16 protein-coding genes and 1 riboswitch are annotated in these 18,547 nt (G+C 70.4%); of the genes, 13 read left to right on the top strand and 3 right to left on the bottom strand.

Annotated features, from left to right (window positions below):
* Nucleotides 1-68: 68 nt before the first annotated feature.
* The 4 genes from ACNPQM_RS17885 (at nt 69) to ACNPQM_RS17870 (ending at nt 7,019) form a co-directional block, all read left to right on the top strand.
* The gene (locus ACNPQM_RS17885; RefSeq protein ID WP_418084767.1) at nt 69-3,521 is read left to right on the top strand and encodes a UvrD-helicase domain-containing protein; all 3,453 of its coding nucleotides are present in this window, start codon (nt 69-71) and stop codon (nt 3,519-3,521) included.
* 10 nt (nt 3,522-3,531) lie between these two features.
* The gene (locus ACNPQM_RS17880; RefSeq protein ID WP_358860486.1) at nt 3,532-4,926 is read left to right on the top strand and encodes a dipeptidase; all 1,395 of its coding nucleotides are present in this window, start codon (nt 3,532-3,534) and stop codon (nt 4,924-4,926) included.
* Between the two features lie 43 nt (nt 4,927-4,969).
* The gene (nudC, locus tag ACNPQM_RS17875; protein WP_358860485.1) at nt 4,970-5,917 is read left to right on the top strand and encodes an NAD(+) diphosphatase; all 948 of its coding nucleotides are present in this window, start codon (nt 4,970-4,972) and stop codon (nt 5,915-5,917) included.
* 101 nt (nt 5,918-6,018) lie between these two features.
* A riboswitch (ZMP/ZTP riboswitch) is annotated at nt 6,019-6,116 on the top strand.
* A gap of 39 nt (nt 6,117-6,155) precedes the next feature.
* On the top strand, nt 6,156-7,019 hold the full coding sequence (locus ACNPQM_RS17870) for a bifunctional 5,10-methylenetetrahydrofolate dehydrogenase/5,10-methenyltetrahydrofolate cyclohydrolase (protein WP_418084766.1): 864 nt from the start codon (nt 6,156-6,158) through the stop codon (nt 7,017-7,019).
* A gap of 186 nt (nt 7,020-7,205) precedes the next feature.
* Here ACNPQM_RS17870 and ACNPQM_RS17865 read toward each other — a convergent pair whose 3' ends face one another.
* Nucleotides 7,206-7,448 (bottom strand): mycoredoxin, encoded by a 243-nt coding sequence (locus ACNPQM_RS17865; protein WP_266981757.1) that lies wholly within the window; start codon nt 7,446-7,448, stop codon nt 7,206-7,208.
* A gap of 132 nt (nt 7,449-7,580) precedes the next feature.
* On the opposite strand from ACNPQM_RS17865, the gene ACNPQM_RS17860 reads away from it, so the two are divergent.
* The 5 genes from ACNPQM_RS17860 to ACNPQM_RS17840 all read left to right on the top strand — a co-directional run bounded on the left by ACNPQM_RS17860 (nt 7,581) and on the right by ACNPQM_RS17840 (nt 11,484).
* Nucleotides 7,581-9,827, top strand: a complete 2,247-nt coding sequence (locus tag ACNPQM_RS17860; RefSeq protein WP_418084765.1) for an ATP-dependent DNA helicase UvrD2 — start codon at nt 7,581-7,583, stop codon at nt 9,825-9,827.
* Between the two features lie 164 nt (nt 9,828-9,991).
* Entirely contained in the window at nt 9,992-10,318 is a 327-nt protein-coding gene (locus ACNPQM_RS17855; RefSeq protein WP_358860482.1) for a hypothetical protein, read from the top strand.
* Between the two features lie 172 nt (nt 10,319-10,490).
* Nucleotides 10,491-10,859, top strand: a complete 369-nt coding sequence (locus ACNPQM_RS17850) for a WhiB family transcriptional regulator (protein WP_030915514.1) — start codon at nt 10,491-10,493, stop codon at nt 10,857-10,859.
* Between the two features lie 32 nt (nt 10,860-10,891).
* Nucleotides 10,892-11,215: a hypothetical protein gene (locus ACNPQM_RS17845; RefSeq protein ID WP_358860523.1), complete on the top strand. Its 324-nt coding sequence runs from the start codon at nt 10,892-10,894 to the stop codon at nt 11,213-11,215.
* 71 nt (nt 11,216-11,286) lie between these two features.
* On the top strand, nt 11,287-11,484 hold the full coding sequence (locus tag ACNPQM_RS17840) for a hypothetical protein (RefSeq protein ID WP_358860481.1): 198 nt from the start codon (nt 11,287-11,289) through the stop codon (nt 11,482-11,484).
* Nucleotides 11,485-11,738: 254 nt separating this feature from the next.
* On the opposite strand, the gene ACNPQM_RS17835 is transcribed toward ACNPQM_RS17840, so the two are convergent.
* Both ACNPQM_RS17835 and ACNPQM_RS17830 read right to left on the bottom strand, forming a co-directional pair.
* The gene (locus tag ACNPQM_RS17835; RefSeq protein WP_418084764.1) at nt 11,739-13,199 is read right to left on the bottom strand and encodes an ABC1 kinase family protein; all 1,461 of its coding nucleotides are present in this window, start codon (nt 13,197-13,199) and stop codon (nt 11,739-11,741) included.
* A gap of 41 nt (nt 13,200-13,240) precedes the next feature.
* Nucleotides 13,241-14,386, bottom strand: coding sequence for a ThiF family adenylyltransferase (locus ACNPQM_RS17830; protein ID WP_418084763.1), 1,146 nt, complete (start codon nt 14,384-14,386; stop codon nt 13,241-13,243).
* Between the two features lie 273 nt (nt 14,387-14,659).
* Here ACNPQM_RS17830 and ACNPQM_RS17825 point away from each other — a divergent pair, with 273 nt between their 5' ends.
* From ACNPQM_RS17825 to ACNPQM_RS17810, 4 genes are all read left to right on the top strand, one after another.
* A complete protein-coding gene (locus ACNPQM_RS17825; protein ID WP_358860478.1) occupies nt 14,660-15,283 on the top strand; it encodes a M48 family metallopeptidase in 624 nt (207 codons plus the stop codon).
* Between the two features lie 107 nt (nt 15,284-15,390).
* Nucleotides 15,391-16,998, top strand: a complete 1,608-nt coding sequence (locus ACNPQM_RS17820; protein WP_418084762.1) for a TerD family protein — start codon at nt 15,391-15,393, stop codon at nt 16,996-16,998.
* Between the two features lie 11 nt (nt 16,999-17,009).
* Entirely contained in the window at nt 17,010-17,690 is a 681-nt protein-coding gene (locus ACNPQM_RS17815) for an AIM24 family protein (protein WP_358860476.1), read from the top strand.
* Between the two features lie 19 nt (nt 17,691-17,709).
* On the top strand, nt 17,710-18,465 hold the full coding sequence (locus ACNPQM_RS17810) for an AIM24 family protein (RefSeq protein ID WP_358860475.1): 756 nt from the start codon (nt 17,710-17,712) through the stop codon (nt 18,463-18,465).
* The last annotated feature ends 82 nt before the right edge of the window (nt 18,466-18,547 follow it).

Raw genomic sequence — 18,547 nt, 5'->3', positions numbered from 1 at the left:
GGCGAGGCGCGTCCCGGCCTCCTCGCGGACCCCGCACGTTGTCGGTGCCCCCGGTTAGCCTCTGTGGGGTGTCCTCACGTATCACCGATCCCGAGCAGCTCAAGGAGCTCCTCGGGATCCCCTTCACTCCGGAGCAGACGGCCTGCATCACCGCGCCGCCCGCCCCGCAGGTGATCGTGGCCGGAGCCGGGTCGGGGAAGACCACGGTGATGGCGGCGCGAGTGGTGTGGCTGGTGGGGACCGGGCAGGTCGCCCCGGAGCAGGTACTCGGGCTCACGTTCACGAACAAGGCTGCGGGCGAGCTCGCCGAGCGCGTCCGCAAGGCACTCGTCGCCGCCGGGGTCACCGACCCGGACGCCATCGACCCGGACAACCCGCCGGGCGAGCCCAGCATCTCCACGTACCACGCCTTCGCCGGACGGCTCCTCACCGAGCACGGGCTGCGCATAGGACTCGAACCCACCACACGCCTCCTCGCCGACGCCACCCGCTACCAGCTCGCCGCCCGCGTGCTGCGCGAAGCCCCGGGCCCGTACCCGGCCCTGACCAGGTCGTTCCCCACCCTTGTCAGCGATCTGCTGGCACTCGACGCCGAGCTGGCCGAGCATCTCGTACGCCCCGAACAGCTCGTGGAGTACGACACCGAGCTCCTCCGCGCGCTCGCAACGGCCCGGCTCACCAACGCCGAGCTGCGCAAGATCCCGGAGACCGCCGAGGCCCGCCGCGAACTTCTCTCACTGACCCGGCGCTACCGCGACGCCAAGCGCAGCCGCGACCTCCTCGACTTCGGCGACCAGATCGCACTCTCCGCCGAGCTGGCCCTCACCCGCCCCGAGGTCGGCGCCATCCTGCGCGACGAGTACCGGGTCGTCCTGCTCGACGAGTACCAGGACACCTCCGTCGCCCAGCGGCTGCTCCTCTCCGCCCTCTTCGGCAGCGGCCCCGACGGCACCGCGTCCGGGCACCCCGTCACCGCCGTCGGCGACCCCTGCCAGGCGATCTACGGCTGGCGCGGCGCCTCCGTCGCCAACCTCGACGACTTCCCGCACCACTTCCCGCACGCCGACGGCGCCCCCGCCACCCGGTACTCCCTCAGCGAGAACCGGCGCAGCGGCGGCCGCCTGCTGCACCTCGCCAACGGGCTCGCCGAGCCGCTGCGCGCCATGCACGAGGGCGTCGAAGCGCTGCGCCCCGCCCCGGGCGCCGAACGCGACGGCATCGTCCGCTGCGCCCTGCTGCGCACCCACACGGAAGAGATCGACTGGCTTGCCGGCTCGATCGCCCATCTCGTACGGACCGGGAAGGAACCCGGCGAGATCGCCGTGCTGTGCCGCACGGCGGGTGACTTCCCGGAGATCCAGGCCGCGCTCGTCGCCCGCGACATCCCCGTCGAGGTCGTCGGCCTCTCGGGGCTGCTGCACCTGCCCGAGGTCGCCGACCTCGTCGCAGTCTGCGAAGTCCTCCAGGACCCCGGTGCCAACGCCTCCCTGGTCCGGCTGCTCACCGGGCCCCGCTGGCGGATCGGCCCCCGCGACCTGGCCCTCCTCGGCCGCCGCGCCCGCCTCCTCGTCCACCGCGCGGCGCACGCGGACGACGACGACTTCGATCCCGACCGCCGGCTCGCCGAGGCGGTCGAAGGCATCGACCCGGCCGAGGTGATCTCGCTCGCCGACGCCCTCGACACCTTCCTCGAATCGAGCGGTACGGAGGACGACGGGCTGCCGTTCTCCGCCGAGGCACGCGTCCGCTTCGCCCGCCTCGCCACCGAACTGCGCGAGCTGCGCCGCTCGCTGGCCGACCCGCTCATGGACGTCCTGCACCGGGTCCTCGCCACCACCGGTCTCGAAGTCGAGCTCTCCGCGTCGCCGCACGCACTGGCCGCCCGCCGCCGTGAGACCCTCGCCAACTTCCTGGACGTCGCCGCCCGCTTCGCCGCAGTCGACGGCGAGGCCACGCTGCTGGCCTTCCTCGGCTTCCTTCGCACGGCCGTCCAGTACGAGAAGGGCCTGGACAACGCACTGCCCGGCGGCGAGAACACCGTCAAGATCCTCACCGCCCACAAGTCCAAGGGCCTGGAGTGGGACGTCGTCGCCGTGCCCGGCCTGGTCACCGGACAGTTCCCCAGCGGACAGTCCCGTGACGCCTGGACCTCCCAGTCCCAGGTCCTTCCGCACGCCCTGCGCGGCGACGCACCCACCCTGCCCGTCATCCACTCCTGGGACGCCAAGGGACTGGGGGGCTTCAAGGAGGAGATGAAGGAGCACCAGCACACCGAGGAACTCCGGCTCGGCTACGTCACCTTCACCCGGCCGCGCAGCCTGCTGCTCGGCTCCGGCCACTGGTGGGGGCCGTCGCAGAAGAAGCCGCGCGGCCCGTCGGACTTCCTGCGGGCGCTGTACGAGCACTGTGCGGCCGGACACGGCGAGATCGAGGAATGGGCGGACGAGCCGGCCGAGGACGAGGAGAACCCGGCCCTTGCGGAGGCGGCCGCCGACCACGCCTGGCCGCTTCCGCTGGACGACACGGCGCTGGCCCGCCGCCGGGCGGCCGCGGAGACGGTGCTGGCCCACCTGGAGACACTGGCGGGGGAGTCGGCGGCGGGTGCGGCACCGGGGGCGTACCCCGTGGCACCGGATGACCAGCTGTATGCCGATGACGAGCTGTACCCGGACGACGAGGCATACCCGGACGAGGACGCGGACTGGGACTCCCTGTCGAGCGAACCTCCTGCGGCCCCAGCCCCCCGCGTCCCCGCCGCCCGGACCCCCTCACGGCTCACCCCGGAGGAGACCCGCACCCTCGCCTCCTGGGACCGGGACCTCGATGCGCTCGCCGGTGAGCTGCGCAGCGCCCGCGCCACCGTGCGTGAGGTCCTCGTGCCCGCCTCGCTCTCGGCCACGCAGCTGCTGAGGCTCGCCGACGACCCCGACGGCTTCGCCCAGGAGCTGGCCCGGCCCATGCCGCGGCCGCCCGCGCCCGCGGCCCGCCGGGGCACCCGGTTCCACGCCTGGGTGGAGTCCCGCTTCGAGGAGCTGCCGCTGCCCATGCTCGGCCCCGACGAGCTGCCCGGCGGTGACGGGAGCGACACCGACATCGCGGACGAGGCCGACCTCGCCGCACTCAAGGAGGCCTTCGAGCGCACCCCGTACGCCCACCGCACCCCGTACCGCGTCGAGACACCGTTCCAGATCACGCTCGCGGGCCGCGTGGTGCGGGGCCGGATCGACGCCGTGTACCGCACGGAAGATGCGGACGGGGTCAGCTACGAGATCGTCGACTGGAAGACGACCCGTCATACCCCCCACGGCCACGAAGACACCTCGGCCGTCCCCACGGCCGACCCGCTGCAGCTGGCCGTCTACCGCCTCGCCTGGGCCGAACTGCACGATGTGCCGCTCGACTCCGTCACCACCACGTTCCTCTTCGTCCGCACCGGAGAGGCCGTCCACCCCACCGATCTCCCCGGCCGGGCCGAGCTCGAACAAATCCTGTGGGACGAGCCACCTCCCGCAGGCCGATAGGCTCAAGACCATGAGCGACACCCCGGACAGCGCCGTCCGTACGTATATCGAACAGCACCGCACAGCGTTCCTCGACGACCTCGCCGAGTGGCTGCGCATCCCCTCCGTATCCGCCCAGCCGCAGCACGAGGGAGACGTACGGCGCAGTGCCGAGTGGCTGTCCGCCAAGCTCAAGGAGACCGGCTTCCCGGTCACGGAGGTCTGGGAGACGCCGGGCGCCCCGGCCGTCTTCGCCGAGTGGCCGTCCGAGGACCCGGACGCCCCGACCGTCCTCGTCTACGGCCACCACGACGTGCAGCCCGCCGCCCGGGAGGACGGCTGGGACACCGAGCCGTTCGAACCGGTGATCCGGGACGGCCGGATGTACGGCCGCGGCGCCGCCGACGACAAGGGCCAGGTGTTCTTCCACACCCTCGGCGTCCGGGCCCACCTCGCCGCCACCGGCCGCACCACCCCCGCCGTCCACCTCAAGCTCCTCGTCGAGGGCGAGGAGGAGTCCGGCTCCCCGCACTTCCGCGCCCTGGTCGAGCAGCAGGCCGCGCGCCTCGCCGCCGACGCCGTGATCGTCTCCGACACCGGCATGTGGGACGAGACGACCCCGACGGTCTGCACCGGCATGCGCGGTCTCGCCGAGTGCGAGATCGAGCTCCACGGCCCCGAACAGGACATCCACTCCGGATCGTTCGGCGGCGCCGTCCCCAACCCGGCGACCGCCGTGGCCCGCCTCGTCGCCGCGCTGCACGACGCGGACGGCCGGGTCGCGATCCCCGGTTTCTACGACGGCGTGACGGAACTCACCGACGCCGAGCGCGCCCTCTTCGCCGAGCTCCCCTTCGACGAGGCCGGCTGGCTGCGTACCGCCAAGTCGCAGGCCGCGACGGGCGAGGCCGGCTACTCCACGCTGGAGCGCATCTGGGCGCGCCCCACGGCCGAGGTCAACGGCATCGGTGGCGGCTACCAGGGCGCCGGGAGCAAGACCATCATTCCGTCCTCCGCCCTCGTGAAGATCAGCTTCCGGCTGGTCGCGGGTCAGGACCCCGACCACGTCCAACAAGCCGTCCGGGCCTGGGCGCAGGCGCAGTTCCCGGCCGGTATCCGCCACCGGATCACCTTCGCCCCCGCCACCCGCCCGTGCCTGACCCCGCTGGACCACCCCGCCCTGCAGGCGGTGGCCCGCGCCATGGGACGGGCCTTCGGCCAGAAGGTCCTCTTCACCCGCGAAGGAGGCTCGGGGCCCGCCGCCGACCTGCAGGACGTGCTCGGCGCCCCCGTCCTCTTCCTGGGCATCTCCGTACCGTCCGACGGCTGGCACGCCCCCAACGAGAAGGTGGAGCTGGACCTCCTGCTCAAGGGCGTGCAGACAACTGCCCACCTCTGGGGCGAACTGTCCGCCGCACTCCGCTGAATCCTCTGAACACCCGATCCGTCCCGGGGAGTAGGAAGCACCTGTGAGCACCTTCGACAACGCCACCACAGACCGGCCCATTGGTCTCACCGCGCCCAGCGGCATCGACCGTGCCGCGCACCACCGCCTCGACGAGGCCTGGCTCTCCGCCGCCTGGAGCCACCCGACCACCCGGGTCTTCGTGGTCTCCGGCGGGCAGGTGCTCATCGACGACACCGCAGACGGCGGCACGGAGATCGTCATGACCCCGGCCTTCGAGGCCCCGGTCACCGAGACCCACCGCTACTTCCTCGGCACCGACGTGGACGGCGTCAGCTACTTCGCGCTCCAGAAGGACTCGCTGCCCGGCCGCATGGACCAGCCGGCCCGCCCGGCCGGGCTGCGCGAGGCCGGACTGCTTCTCGGCCCGCGCGACGCGGCGCTGATGGCACACGCGGTGGCGCTGGAGAACTGGCAGCGGCTGCACCGCTTCTGCTCCCGCTGCGGCGAACGCACCGTCATCGCGGCGGCCGGCCACATCCGTCGCTGCCAGGCCTGCGGCGCCGAGCACTACCCGCGCACCGACCCGGCGGTGATCATGCTGGTGACGGACGACCAGGACCGTGCCCTGCTGGGCCGTCAGGTGCACTGGCCGGAGGGCAGGTTCTCGACGCTCGCGGGCTTCGTCGAGCCCGGGGAGTCGATCGAGCAGTCCGTCGTCCGTGAGGTGTTCGAGGAGGCGGGTGTCACGGTCGGCGAGGTCGAGTACATCGCCAGCCAGCCCTGGCCCTTCCCGTCCAGCCTGATGCTGGGCTTCATGGCGCGGGCCACGTCGTCGGAGATCAACGTCGACGGCGAGGAGATCGAGGAGGCGCGCTGGTTCTCCCGTGAGGACCTGACGGCGGCCTTCGAATCGGGCGAGATCCTGCCCCCGTTCGGCATCTCGATCGCGGCCCGCCTGATCGAGCTCTGGTACGGCAAGCCGCTCCCGAAGCCGGGCAGCGTCGGCTGACACACGGTGCGGGGCGGGCGACGGGGCACGCGCGGCCGGGTCGTCCGCCCGTCACTGCCACCTGATTGCTCCTCCCTCAGGGCGCTCTGTCCGTTAATCTGGCCCTGGGCCGTGACTGGCGCTGAGGTGGAGCACCACCGGGGAGCGGTCCGACGGAAACACTCGACAACCGTCGATGCCGTGCGCCTGGGCGATTCATCGTGATCCTCGTGATCCTTGTGACGCCCAGGAGTGAAGCGTGGCCCAGACACAGACAGCCCGTCCGATGGACGGCACCGCCCTCGCCCGCCGCATCATCGAGACCAGCGCCGCGACGGCGGCGGAACTCCGGCTGCGCACCGGGAAGGCCCCCTGCCTGGCGACCGTTCTGGTCGGCGACGACCCGGCGTCCGTGACCTACGTCCGGATGAAGCGCCGCCGCTGCGAAGCCGCGGGCATCGCGTCACGGCACGTGGCCCTTCCTGCCACCTCCACCACACAGGACGTGGTCGACGCGGTCACCGCACTGTCGAACGACCCCGATGTGCACGGCATCCTGCTGCAGCATCCCGTGGGTCCCCACATCGACGAGCGCGCCGCCTTCGAAGCGATCGACCCGGCCAAGGACGTCGACGGGGTCACCATGCACTCGTTCGCGGCGATGAGTTTCGGCCTTCCCGGCTTTGTCTCCTGCACACCCGGCGGCATCATGCGCCTGCTCGACGCGTACGAGGTCGACCTCGCGGGAAAGCACGCGGTCGTCGTGGGCCGCAGCGCCATCCTGGGCAAGCCCGCCGGGATGCTGCTGCTCGGCCGGGACGCCACCGTGACGTACTGTCACTCACGGACGGCCGACCTCACATCGATCGTGCAGCAGGCGGACGTGCTGCTGGCCGCGGTCGGCAAGCCGCGCTTCATCGCCGGCGCGGACATCAAGCCCGGTGCGGTGGTGCTCGACGCCGGATACAACGACGGCAACGTCGGCGATGTCGACTTCGAGACCGCGGCCGAGCGGGCACGGCTGATCACCCCGGTCCCGGGCGGCGTCGGACCGATGACCATCGCGGTCCTTCTCGAACAGACAGTGGCCGCGGCCGCCCTGCAGCTCGGGGGCACCGCGTGAGCTGACGCCCGGTTGTCCGGCACAAAAATGCCTGCCGGCTCGCGGGCACGGACACGCCCGCCGCCTTCCTGCGGACCGGAAGACGGCGGGCGTGTCTGCAGGCCCGTCGGTGCGGGCGTTCCGCTGCCGCTCGTGCCCCTCCCAGCAAGCTTTGCCAAACACGCCCCAGGCGCCGGAATCGCTCGCTCAGACGCCGATCTTCTGCTTGACCTGGGCCAGCGAGGGGTTCGTCAGTGTCGAACCGTCCGCGAAGAGCACGGTCGGGACGGTCTGATTACCCCCGTTGGCCTTCTCGACGAAGGCCGCGGACGCCGGGTCCTGCTCGATGTTGATCTCGTTGTACGTGATGCCCTCGCGATCCATCTGGCCCTTGAGCCGACGGCAGTAGCCGCACCACGTGGTGCTGTACATCGTCACAGTGCCCGGCATGTTTTCGTGCTCCTCTGTCTTGTTCGTCTCACTCACGACTGCGGAAATGCTGCCCATGCGCATCCCCGCAGGGAGTGGAACGTACGTGACCTGGTCACCATTCCCACCGCCGACTCCGCATTAGTACGACGGATGCTGCTCCCCTGTGGACAACTTCCGCGTCCGTCTCTCCCGACCTGGCAGCATGGCGGGGTGACAGCAGCAACGCATTCCTCCCTTTTCCCGCAGGTCCCCGAGTCGGCGGACGCCGTGCTCGACGGGCTGGATCCCGAGCAGCGCGAGGTCGCCCTGGCCCTGCACGGACCGGTGTGCGTGCTGGCCGGAGCCGGTACGGGCAAGACGCGAGCGATCACGCACCGCATCGCGTACGGGGTGCGCGCCGGAATACTCCAGCCGACCAGTGTGCTGGCCGTCACGTTCACCAACCGGGCCGCGGGCGAGATGCGGGGCCGGCTCCGCCAGCTCGGTGCAGCCGGGGTGCAGGCGCGGACCTTCCACTCCGCCGCCCTGCGCCAGCTCCAGTACTTCTGGCCGAAAGCAGTCGGTGGCGAGCTGCCGAGGCTGGTGGAGCGCAAGGTCCAGCTGGTCGCCGAGGCCGCTGCCCGCTGCCGCATCCGGCTCGACCGCAGCGAGCTGCGGGACGTTACCAGTGAGATCGAGTGGGCGAAGGTCACCCAGACCGTGCCCGCCGACTATCCGGCCGTGGTCGCCAAGTCCCAGCGCGACGCCCCGCGCGACACCGCCGAGATCTCCCAGATCTACGCGATGTACGAGCAGCTGAAGCGCGACCGCTCGGTGATCGATTTCGAGGACGTGCTGCTCCTCACCGTCGCCATCCTCCAGGACCGTCATGACATCGCCGACCATGTCCGCCGCCAGTACCAGCACTTCGTGGTCGACGAGTACCAGGACGTCAGCCCTCTCCAGCAGCGTCTGCTCGACCTCTGGCTGGGCGACCGGGACAACCTGTGCGTCGTCGGGGACGCCAGTCAGACGATCTACTCCTTCACCGGGGCCACCCCCGAGCACCTGCTGAACTTCCGCACCCGCCACCCGAACGCGACCGTGGTCAAGCTGGTCAGGGACTACCGCTCCACTCCCCAGGTGGTCCACCTGGCCAATGGCCTGCTCGGCCAGGCCCGCGGCCGCGCCGCCGAGCACCGGCTGGAACTCGTCTCGCAGCGGGAGAAGGGCCCCGAGCCGGCCTACACGGAGTACGGGGACGAGCCCGCAGAAGCGGAGGGCACCGCCCGCCGGATCCGCGATCTGATCGCCGCCGGCGTCCCGGCCGGGGAGATCGCCGTGCTCTATCGGGTCAACTCCCAGTCCGAGGTCTACGAGCAGGCCCTCTCCGACGCGGGCGTGCCCTACCAGCTGCGCGGCGCGGAGCGCTTCTTCGAGCGCGCGGAGGTGCGGGAAGCGGGCGTCGCCCTGCGTGGTGCGGCGCGCGCCGGGGGGAACGACTCCTTGCTCGACGACGCGGAGGGGCTGCCCTCCCAGGTGCGGGCCGTGCTCTCCACCAAGGGGTGGACCACGGAGCCGCCCGCGGGCTCCGGCGCGATGCGCGACCGCTGGGAGTCCCTCGCCGCGCTGGTCCGGCTGGCCGAGGATCTCGAACAGGCCAAGCCGGGGGCGACGCTCTCCGATCTGGTGGCGGAGCTGGACGAGCGGGCTGCCGCCCAGCACGCCCCGGCGGTCCAGGGGGTCACGCTGGCCTCGCTGCATTCGGCGAAGGGCCTGGAGTGGGACGCCGTGTTCCTGGTCGGGCTGACCGAGGGCATGATGCCGATCACGTACGCCAGGACGGATGAGCAGATCGAGGAGGAGCGCCGCCTGCTGTACGTCGGTGTCACCCGGGCGCGCTTCCATCTCTCGCTGTCATGGTCGCTGTCCCGGTCGCCGGGCAGCCGCGGCGGGCGGCACCCGAGCCGCTTCCTGAACGGAGTGCGTCCCGGCTCGGGGGCGCTCGGCGGGCGGGGCACGGTCGGCGGCGGAGGCATCGAGCGCCCCGCGGTGATCAAGCGCAGGCGTCGTGGCCCCGCACTGTGCCGGGTCTGCGGCAAGACACTCACCGACGCCGGCGAGATGAAGCTGATGCGCTGTGAGGACTGCCCCTCCGACATGGACGAGGCGCTGTACGAGCGGCTGCGCGACTGGCGGGCGGACCGGGCGAAGGAGATCGGCCAACCCGCCTACTGCGTGTTCACCGACAAGACGCTGATGGCGATCGCGGAGGCGGTGCCGGGCAGCGAGGGCGAACTGGCTGGAATTTCCGGGGTCGGTGTCCGGAAGATGGACCGGTTCGGAGCCGCCGTGCTGGCCATCTGTGCAGGTGAGGACGCGATCGAGGGGCTTGGAGAAGATGACGGGGAGGTGTGAGAAAAACTCGTCGAAAAAATAGTTTGCGCCCGCCCCAGTCATCACCATAGGTTCTTAACCACGGGAACAGCGGCTTCTCTGAAGCCCTGGTCCTGTGCTGTACTTATCCGAATACGCAGGACCGGCCCGCCGGTCCACCGAGACGCCGAGAGGAGGCGATTGTCGTGATCAGCATCATCAAGACCAACAAAGTGACCGATCTGTCGGTCGTCTCCGCCTGCTCGCTCGGCCTCGCCTGCTCTTCGGAATTCTCGCTTCGTGGCACCGGTCTGTCCGGCATTTCCGCCATCAGCCCGCTGTCCCTGGCGAGCCTCCCCGTGCGGGAGCGCAATGAGCGACCGGCCCAGGCACCGACGGCAGCAGTAGCGAAGGGACAGGCCAAGTCGGCCTATGCCTTTGCGGCAGTCGGTGCCGGAGCCGAGCAGCAGACGACGCACCACCACATGATGTGGGCCTTCCGTGGGCCTGAACCCTGGAGTGATCCAGCCTGATACGCCATCAGGCCGGCGCCTTCAGGGCCGCGGAACCCCACTCGGGATCCGCGGCCCTTTTGTTTTGTCCCAACGGACGACACAGCGAAAAGGCGCCTCGGGACAAGCAGTACCCGGTACCAGCAGCCACCCGGCCGACCGGCCGGAACAACCAGACGAGGACACCACCACCGTGCAACTCGAAGCGCACGCCCCGTCCGTACCGCCTTCCGAAACGATCCCCCCGCCCGGCCTCACGGAGGACTCCACCTTGATCCCCCTTACTGCGCTCACCGCGCTCGACGACGCCATCGAGAACCTCGGCGTGCCCGTCCCCTGCCGTTCCTACGACCCGGAGGTCTTCTTCGCCGAGTCGCCGGCCGATGTCGAGTACGCCAAGTCGCTCTGCCGCACTTGCCCGCTCGTCGAGGCCTGCCTCGCCGGCGCCAAGGAGCGCCGCGAGCCGTGGGGTGTCTGGGGTGGCGAGCTCTTCATCCAGGGCGTCGTCGTCGCTCGCAAGCGGCCGCGTGGCCGTCCGCGCAAGAACCCGGTCGCGGCGTGACCGCCGGCCTGGGAGCCATGGCTCCCAAACCCATGAAGCGCATCGGAACCATCGACCGTCCCCGGACTCACGACCCTCGAAATCAGGCACCAATGACCGTCCCCACGAATGAGCCCATCGGCTCCGCGACACCGAACGTCACGATCATCGGCGCGAACGACTCGCGTCAGAACAGGAACCGCGAGATGCAACTCATCCCAGAAGCCCTGGCACGTGCACATATGCACGACCGCCTGAGGGAAGCCGACGCGGAGCGACAGGCCGTGCGCCTGGTCGCCGCTCGGCGGATGCAGCGCCGGGCGGAGCGCGTTTCCATGCGCGCCCGCCGTGCGCTGGCCATGGCGGTCATGCACTAGTCAGGCCGGAAACCGCAGCACCTGCTGCCGGGCGCCGCTCCGCGCAGCGGGGACGGAGTTATCGTCACGAGGTGGAGACTCATCACCCCGCCCAGCCGGGTGCCGAGATTGTGGTGTGCGCTCTGTGCGGCACCACTGCCGACAGCGCGTACGCTCCGCCGACCTGGATCTGCTCCGTGGAGAACGGCAGGCGCCAGTTCTTCTGCGACGACTGCGCCCGCACTCACATCAGGGCGATCGAGGGCCGCCTCGATTCAGCCTGGTGGTGATCTGCCCCCGGGCATCGAGGCTTGTGCCGGCGCCAGCGCCAGGGGCGGGGTCGGGGCCGGCGGGGATGGTCCTGGGCGCGAGGGCGTGTTTCGAAAGCCCCGTCTGCCGGGCGGCGCCTGGCACGCACGCTCGCTGCATTGTCGGGCTCGCCCCGATATGCCCGGTACCGGGGCGGATCTCCGCCTTGCGATCGTACGCACCAGGCGCCGCCCGGCCCGGCCTATGGGCGGACGACGCTCAAACGAAACACGCCCTACGCCGGCCGGTCGTCGAGCAGCTCATCCTCGGACAGCTCCTGGCCGGTCGGTTCCTGATCCGGGAAATCCAGATCCCGGTTCTGCTGATCGGGCAGGTCCTTGATGGGCTGGAACCCCGGGACCCAGGAGTCCAGTTCGTCCCGCAGCCGCACCGTCGCACCCAGCTGGCACAGCACCCCGATCGTGCTCAGCGTCACCCGGTGTATCAGCAGATAGGCGGGCGGCAGATTCAGCTGCTTGCCCAGCTGGTGGGCGGGGGAGCGGGGATCCGCTATCCGGGCCGCCTGATTGCGCATCCAGCTGCGGGTGAAGGTGAACTCCTCCACCTGTGCCGGCTCGATGATGGGCAGGAGGTAGTCGAGTACCTGATCCGGGTCGAGGTCGATGGACTCCTTGACGAATCCCTCCTCGCGCAGCAGTTCGTACACTGCCTCCGCGTCACCCGCCAGCGTCAGCCGCAACGAGTCCCCGATGGGCTGAGGCAGGCCGCCCGGCAGCCGGTCCACCGTGCCGAAGTCCAGGACTCCGAGCCGCCATGGCCCGCTCGCACCGTCTTCCGCCTCCCCGTCCGCTTCCCCGACCCCGGGCAGGAGCCGGAAGTTGCCGGGATGCGGGTCGGCGTGCAGCAGATTCGTGCGCGCCGGACCCGAGAAGAGGAATCGTGCCAGCAGCTGACCCGCCCGGTCCCGTTGCTCCTGGGTGCCCTCGGCGATCACCTCGGCCAGCGGGACACCGTCGATCCACTCCGTCACCAGCACCTGGTCGGACTGGTGCACCACACCGGGAACCACTACATCGGGGTCGTTCGCGAACTCCTCGGCGTGTTCCCGCTGCGACTGCGCCTCCAGTTCGTAGTCCAGCTCCTCCGAGACCCGGTCGCGCAGCTCCGCGATGAGCGGCTTGATATCCATTCCGGGGATCAGCGGGCCGAGCAGCCGGGCGAAGCGGCTGAGTTGGGTCAGGTCCGAGAGCAGGGCCTCCCCGGCGCCCGGATACTGCACCTTCACGGCGACGGCCCGCCCGTCGTGCCAGACCGCCCGGTGCACCTGCCCGATCGACGCGGCGGCCGACGGCTTGTCGTCGAATTCGAGGAACAGCGCCCGCCAGTCCTCACCGAGCCGCTCCGTGAGCACGGCGTGGACGGTGCGGGTCGGCATGGGGGGAGCGGCTTCCTGCAGTTTGGTGAGCGCCGCCCGATACGGCCCGGCGACGTCGTCGGGCAGCGCCGACTCGAAGACGGACAGGGCCTGACCGAGCTTCATGGCACCCCCCTTCAGCTCGCCCAGCGTGCGGAACAGCTGGTCCGCCGTGCGCTGCTGGAGTTCACGGGCCACTATCTCCGCGGACTTGCCGCCGATCCGCTTGCCCAGCCCCCACGTGGCACGACCGGCGAAGCCGAGTGGCAGTGCGGCCAACTTTGCTGTACGGGTGACCGCTTTCCGGGGAAGATCAGACATACGCCCCTCCAAATCCCAGACTGCCGTGCCGCGTGCGGCGGTTACCCGGCCATTGTGTCCTGCGCTGCGCCGTGCCCGGAGGTGCGCTCCCTGCCAGTGTGCCCACTCGCGCCGCAGGAACAGTCGAGGTGTGGCCCGATCCGCTCCGACCGCCAGTCCAACAGCGGCAGGGCGGCCTCGCATCTGGCTCCCGTGCCGACGGGAAGTTCGCCATCGAGAAACGCCAGCGCCTGGGCCGCCGCGAGACCGGCCACCGCTGTCGCCAGCCCCAGGTCGCACGCCTGCACGGCGCCGCGCCGCCCGGACCGCCACTGCGCAAGCATGCGCGGCCACTGCGGATCCCGATCCGCGCGGTGCAGGTCCAGGCATCCCGCGCAGGCCGTACCGCCGGGCAGTACCAGCGGACCGACCACGCCGGTGGCCTCGATCACCCCGGCATAGAGATGAGGAGTGCCCGAAGCGATCCATGGCTCGGCTGCACGCGGGTCGGGGGCGTACGCCGCGAGACCGTCCCGCGGAGCGACCACGACCAGGGACAGCCCGGGACCACCACGCGACGGGGAGCGGTCCGGCCCCGTCGACCGGGGGGCGGGACCGACAGCGGATCGCCGCACCAACTGCCGGGCGGCGGTGTCCCTGCGCTCACCGACCGCGGTGGCCGGAAGCCCGCCGGGTGCGACGTCCGAGTGCTCGGTGACCCCACCGTCCAGGACTTCGACCAGGCCCACACCGGACCCGGACAGCACCGCCGCGATTGCCGCACCGACCCGGCCGGAGCCCCGCACCTGGACCCGCATCGCGCGACGGGCCGCCAGCCGTCTCAGCCCGCCCCCGGGTTCGGGGTGCACGACCGAGAGCGACGCGAGGTCGGGGCGCTGTCGCTCCAGTACGTCGGCCCGGTTCCGTAACGCATCGGCTTCCGGCCCGCCTGCCCGGACATCGTCGATCAGTCCTGCTTCCTCCAATCGCGCCACCAGGATGTCAACGTGGTGGTCCGACAGGTCCAGTGCCCTTGCTTCCTCGCGCAGCAGCGGCAGGCCGCGCGTTCCGTCGAGCAGTTCCAGGAAACTGCGCGTGGCGATATCCATCGGCCCCACCTTCACCGCATGAGCGGGCGTCACCCCGAATTGCACGGTGTTCGTTCCACACCACGCTCGGCGCAGTGCGGGTTTCAACATCGGATGCATGGCTTCCCCTGGTTCGTGTTCGTCCTGCTGCTGCCGCTGTTCCGTGCGGTCTCTGTGAGATCTCCGTGCGGTCCGGAGCGATCTGCTTGCGCCCGCCGCGGACCGGAGCTTCGCGAGATCCGTTGCCAGAATGCAGGCCGGCGCCGAAGCGTGCAGAAAGTTATCCACAGGCATGGGGTATTAGTCGTTCAAATGGTGCGTGCCATGGAACGGATCATGCGCGAACCTTCCGGAGGCGGGACTTCCCGCACTGACAGCGGGTACCGTCGGGGCGTGCCCGCCGACCCGTCACCCGGCTTCGCCGGGGAGACCCCCGCGCGCAGCGCCAAAGACCATCGGCGCAGCGCGGCCAGCCATCCGCCCCGTGTCCCGGTGACGAGCGCGGTCGAGGTCCGCAGGAGCCCCCGCCGTAGCAGAACGGTCTCCGCGTACCGGGAGGGCGACCGGACCATCGTGCTGATCCCCGCCAGGATGTCGGAGGCGGAGGAGCTGCGCTGGGTGACCGTGATGCTTGACAAACTCGCGGCCCAGGAGCGCAAGCGCAGCCTCGGCGACGGCGAACTCGCCGAGCGGGCCGAGCGGTTGTCCGCCCAGTATTTCGAGGGCCGGGCCAGGCCCGCCTCGGTGCGGTGGGTGACCAACCAGAACACCCGATGGGGCTCCTGCACCCCGGCGGAGGGCAGCATCCGTCTGTCGCACCGTCTGCAGGGTATGCCGGAGTACGTCGTCGATTATGTGCTCGTCCACGAGCTGGCGCATCTGCTGGTTCCCGGTCACGGTCCGCGGTTCTGGCGGCTGCTGGAGGCGTATCCGCGTACCGAGCGGGCCCGCGGTTACCTCGAAGGAGTGGTGGCGGCGGACCGGCTGCCTCATCTGCCTGCAGCGCGTGGTGAGTGACGTTCAGTGATTCTGTACCGGGTGTGTACCGACTCAGCTGAATGCCGGAGTTTGCGGATAGCCTGGCGCGACGCATTCACATTCGGGATGGGGGACGGTCGTTACGCATGGCCAGGGAATTCCAACGCGGCCACAAGGCCAAGATCAGTGATCTCACGCCGGGGACGGATCTGTACGTAGGTGTGCAGATTGCCGGTCCTGGACTGACCTTCGACATCAGCTGCTTCGGCCTCGATGCCCATGAGCAGCTCTCCGACGACCGGTATTTCATCTTCTTCAACCAGCCGAAATCGCCCGAGGAGTCCATTCAGCTCCTCGGCGCCCAGTCCGGTGACACCGAGTCGTTCCGGGTCACTCTGGACCGCATTCCGGCGAACATCCACAAGCTGTCGTTCACTGCGACGGTCGACGGCGCAGGGCAGATGTCGCAGATCGGTCCGGGATACATTCGGATCGTCGCGGGTGGCGAGGAAGTCGTCAGGTACGCCTTCACCGGCTCCGAGTTCACCACCGAGCGCGCGGTGATGCTGGGCGACTTCTACCTGAAGGACGTCTGGCGGTTCGCCGCTGTCGGACAGGGCTTCGACGGCGGCCTCGACGCGCTGCTGAAGAACTTCGGCGGCGAGGTCGCCGAGGAGGCGCCCGCCGCACCGCAACCGCAGGCGGCGGCCCCCGCGTTCGCCCCGCCCGCGCAGGCCCCGGCGCCCGCTCCGTCCTTCGGCGTCCCGGCCACCCCTCAGGCCCCGCAGCCGGCTCCGTCCTTCGGCGTCCCGGCCGCACAGGCCCCCACGCCGCAGCAGCAGATGCATGCCGCGCCGACGATCGCGGCGCCGATGGCACCGCAGGGTGGCACCGTCCCGCCGCCCGCGCCCGCGCCCGCTCCCTATGGCCAGCCGGGACAGCTGCCCCAGCAGCCCCAGTTCGGGCAGTTTCCCGGCCAGGCCACGTCGGCTGCTCCTTACGGTCAGCAGGCCCCGGCACCGTACGGTCAGCAGGCCCCGGCTCCCTACGGGCAGCAGCCCCCCGGAATGCAGCCGGGCATGCCGCAGGCCGGCGCAGGTCTGCAGGCTGCGCTCCAGCCGTACAAGGAGACGGCCACCGGCCAGCGTTGGACGCCGCAGAACCAGCAACTCATGCGGGTCGACCTCACCATGGGCGGTACACCGGTGCTCGCCCGTCAGGGCTCCATGGTGATGTATCAGGGCAAGGTCGACTTCAGCTACAAGGGTGCCGGTTTCGTGGGCCGCATGGTCGGGAATGCGACCGGCCAGGAAATGCAGCTGATGCGCTGTACCGGTCGCGGCCAGGTCTTCCTCGCCGAAGACGGCGCCCATCTGCACTCCATCGAGCTCCAGGGCGACGGCATCTGCGTCTCCGCGGAGAGCGTCCTCGCCTTCGACGAGTCGCTGCAGTACGAGGTCCGCAGGATCGAGGGGCACGGCATCCCCGGCGGCGCCCTGTTCACCATGCAGTTCCAGGGCAGCGGCACGGTCGTCGTCAAGACCCACGGCGTCCCCGTCGTCCTGCCGGTCACGCCGACCACGTTCGCCGACTGCAACGCCGTCGTGGCGTGGTCGTCCGCGTCCCAGGTGATCATCTCCAGCCAGGTCCGGCTGCGCCGCAATGCGTACCCGGGGCACAGCGGAGAGACCGTGAACCTCCAGTTCCGGGGAGCCCCCGGCAACTTCATCGTCGTCCAGCCCTACGAGGTCTGAGGGAGCCCGTCATGAACCAGCAACTCGCGGGCTTCGCCCCGACCCCCGTCACGGCCCGCATGGAGAACCACGGCCATACGATGCTCAAGGTCGCCATGGCCACGGGCCAGGACCTCTACGCACGTACCGGCTCGATGGTGTCCTACGAGGGCTTCATCCAGTACGAGCCCAACCCGCCGGCCGTCCGGCAGATCGCCTCCCAGTGGATCACCGGCGAGGGCGCGCCCCTGATGAAGTGCTCCGGTGACGGGCTGCTCTACCTCGCCGACTACGGCGCGGATGTGGTCGTCGTCAACCTCAACAACGACTCCCTCTCGGTCAACGGCACCAACGTCCTGGCCTTCGACGGCCACCTCACCTGGGGCGTGGAGCGGGTGAAGGGGCTGGCGAAGTTCGCCGGCCAGGGCCTGTGGAACGTCTGCATCTCCGGGACCGGCTGGGTCGCGATCACCTCGCGCGGCACGCCGATCGTCGTCGACTGCGGACGCGGGGAGGACGAGACCTTTGTCGACCCGGACGCCCTCGTGGCGTGGTCCCCGAACCTCAAGGTGAAGGGCAAGCGCAGCTTCAAGGCATCCTCGCTGATCGGGCGGGGAAGCGGCGAGGCGTTCCAGATGGCGTTCTCCGGCCAGGGCATCGTCGTCGTCCAGCCGAGCGAGGACAGTACGGACCGCCTGCGGGTCCGGAACTGAGGGGGAGCGAGAACACACCATGCAGAGTCCGCTTTTCAACTACACGGAACAGCAGTCCCAGGACCGGTACACCCTGCAGAACCCGCAGCTCCTGCGGGTCTCGCTGACCGGCCACGACGACGTCCTCGCCCGCAAGGGAGCGATGGTCGCCTATCAGGGGCTGATGGAGTTCGACGGCGAGTACCAGTCGCACGGGCAGCGCCGCGCCCGCGCGAACACGGGTGAGGGCCTCGACCTGATGCGCTGCTCGGGGCAGGGCACCGTCTACCTCGCCAACCTCGCGCAGTACGTGCATGTCGTGGACGTCGACCGGGACGGCATGACGGTGGACAGCGCCTACGTCCTGGCGCTCGACTCGTCGTTGCACACCGAGGTCATCGCTGTGGACAGCCAGTACGGCATCTCGGGCACGGGCAAGTACCAGCTCAACATCTCCGGCACCGGCAAGGTCGCGTTGATGACGTCCGGCCAGCCGCTGATGATGCAGGTCACGCCCGACAAGTACGTCAACGTCGACGCCGACGCGATCGTCGCCTGGTCCAGCTCGCTGCGCGTGCAGATGCAGGCACAGACGCACTCCTCGGGCGTCTGGCGGCGGCGCGGCACCACCGGCGAGGGCTGGGAGCTCAGCTTCCTCGGACAGGGCTTCGCCCTGGTTCAGCCGAGCGAGGTGCTGCCCCCGCAGAGCGCCCAGATCGGCCAGGGGCTGCGCGCGCAGTACGGCATGGGCCAGCAAGGAGCGCACGGCCAGAACCAGAACAACGCCTGGAACTGAACCGCGGCGCACGGGCACCGGTGAGGGGCGGCCTCGTGAGAGGACGCCCCTCACCCGTTGATGTACCGGTGCCCGGGGCCGT

Origin of the sequence: Streptomyces sp. NPDC056231, from assembly GCF_048270745.1 — a bacterium.
Lineage (GTDB): Bacteria > Actinomycetota > Actinomycetes > Streptomycetales > Streptomycetaceae > Streptomyces.
Note: the sequence above shows the minus strand (reverse complement) of the source record. Positions and strands in the feature narration are given on the sequence as shown.

Bases quoted from the DNA above. Each gene is read 5' to 3' on its own strand.
- ACNPQM_RS17880 (WP_358860486.1), top strand. From the start codon at position 3,532: ATGAGCGACACCCCGGACAGCGCCGTCCGTACGTATATCGAACAGCAC.
- ACNPQM_RS17865 (WP_266981757.1), bottom strand. From the start codon at position 7,448: ATGCCGGGCACTGTGACGATGTACAGCACCACGTGGTGCGGCTACTGC.
- ACNPQM_RS17860 (WP_418084765.1), top strand. From the start codon at position 7,581: ATGCTGCTCCCCTGTGGACAACTTCCGCGTCCGTCTCTCCCGACCTGG.
- ACNPQM_RS17845 (WP_358860523.1), top strand. From the start codon at position 10,892: ATGAAGCGCATCGGAACCATCGACCGTCCCCGGACTCACGACCCTCGA.
- ACNPQM_RS17835 (WP_418084764.1), bottom strand. From the start codon at position 13,199: ATGTCTGATCTTCCCCGGAAAGCGGTCACCCGTACAGCAAAGTTGGCC.
- ACNPQM_RS17830 (WP_418084763.1), bottom strand. From the start codon at position 14,386: ATGCATCCGATGTTGAAACCCGCACTGCGCCGAGCGTGGTGTGGAACG.
- ACNPQM_RS17820 (WP_418084762.1), top strand. From the start codon at position 15,391: ATGGCCAGGGAATTCCAACGCGGCCACAAGGCCAAGATCAGTGATCTC.
- ACNPQM_RS17815 (WP_358860476.1), top strand. From the start codon at position 17,010: ATGAACCAGCAACTCGCGGGCTTCGCCCCGACCCCCGTCACGGCCCGC.
- ACNPQM_RS17810 (WP_358860475.1), top strand. From the start codon at position 17,710: ATGCAGAGTCCGCTTTTCAACTACACGGAACAGCAGTCCCAGGACCGG.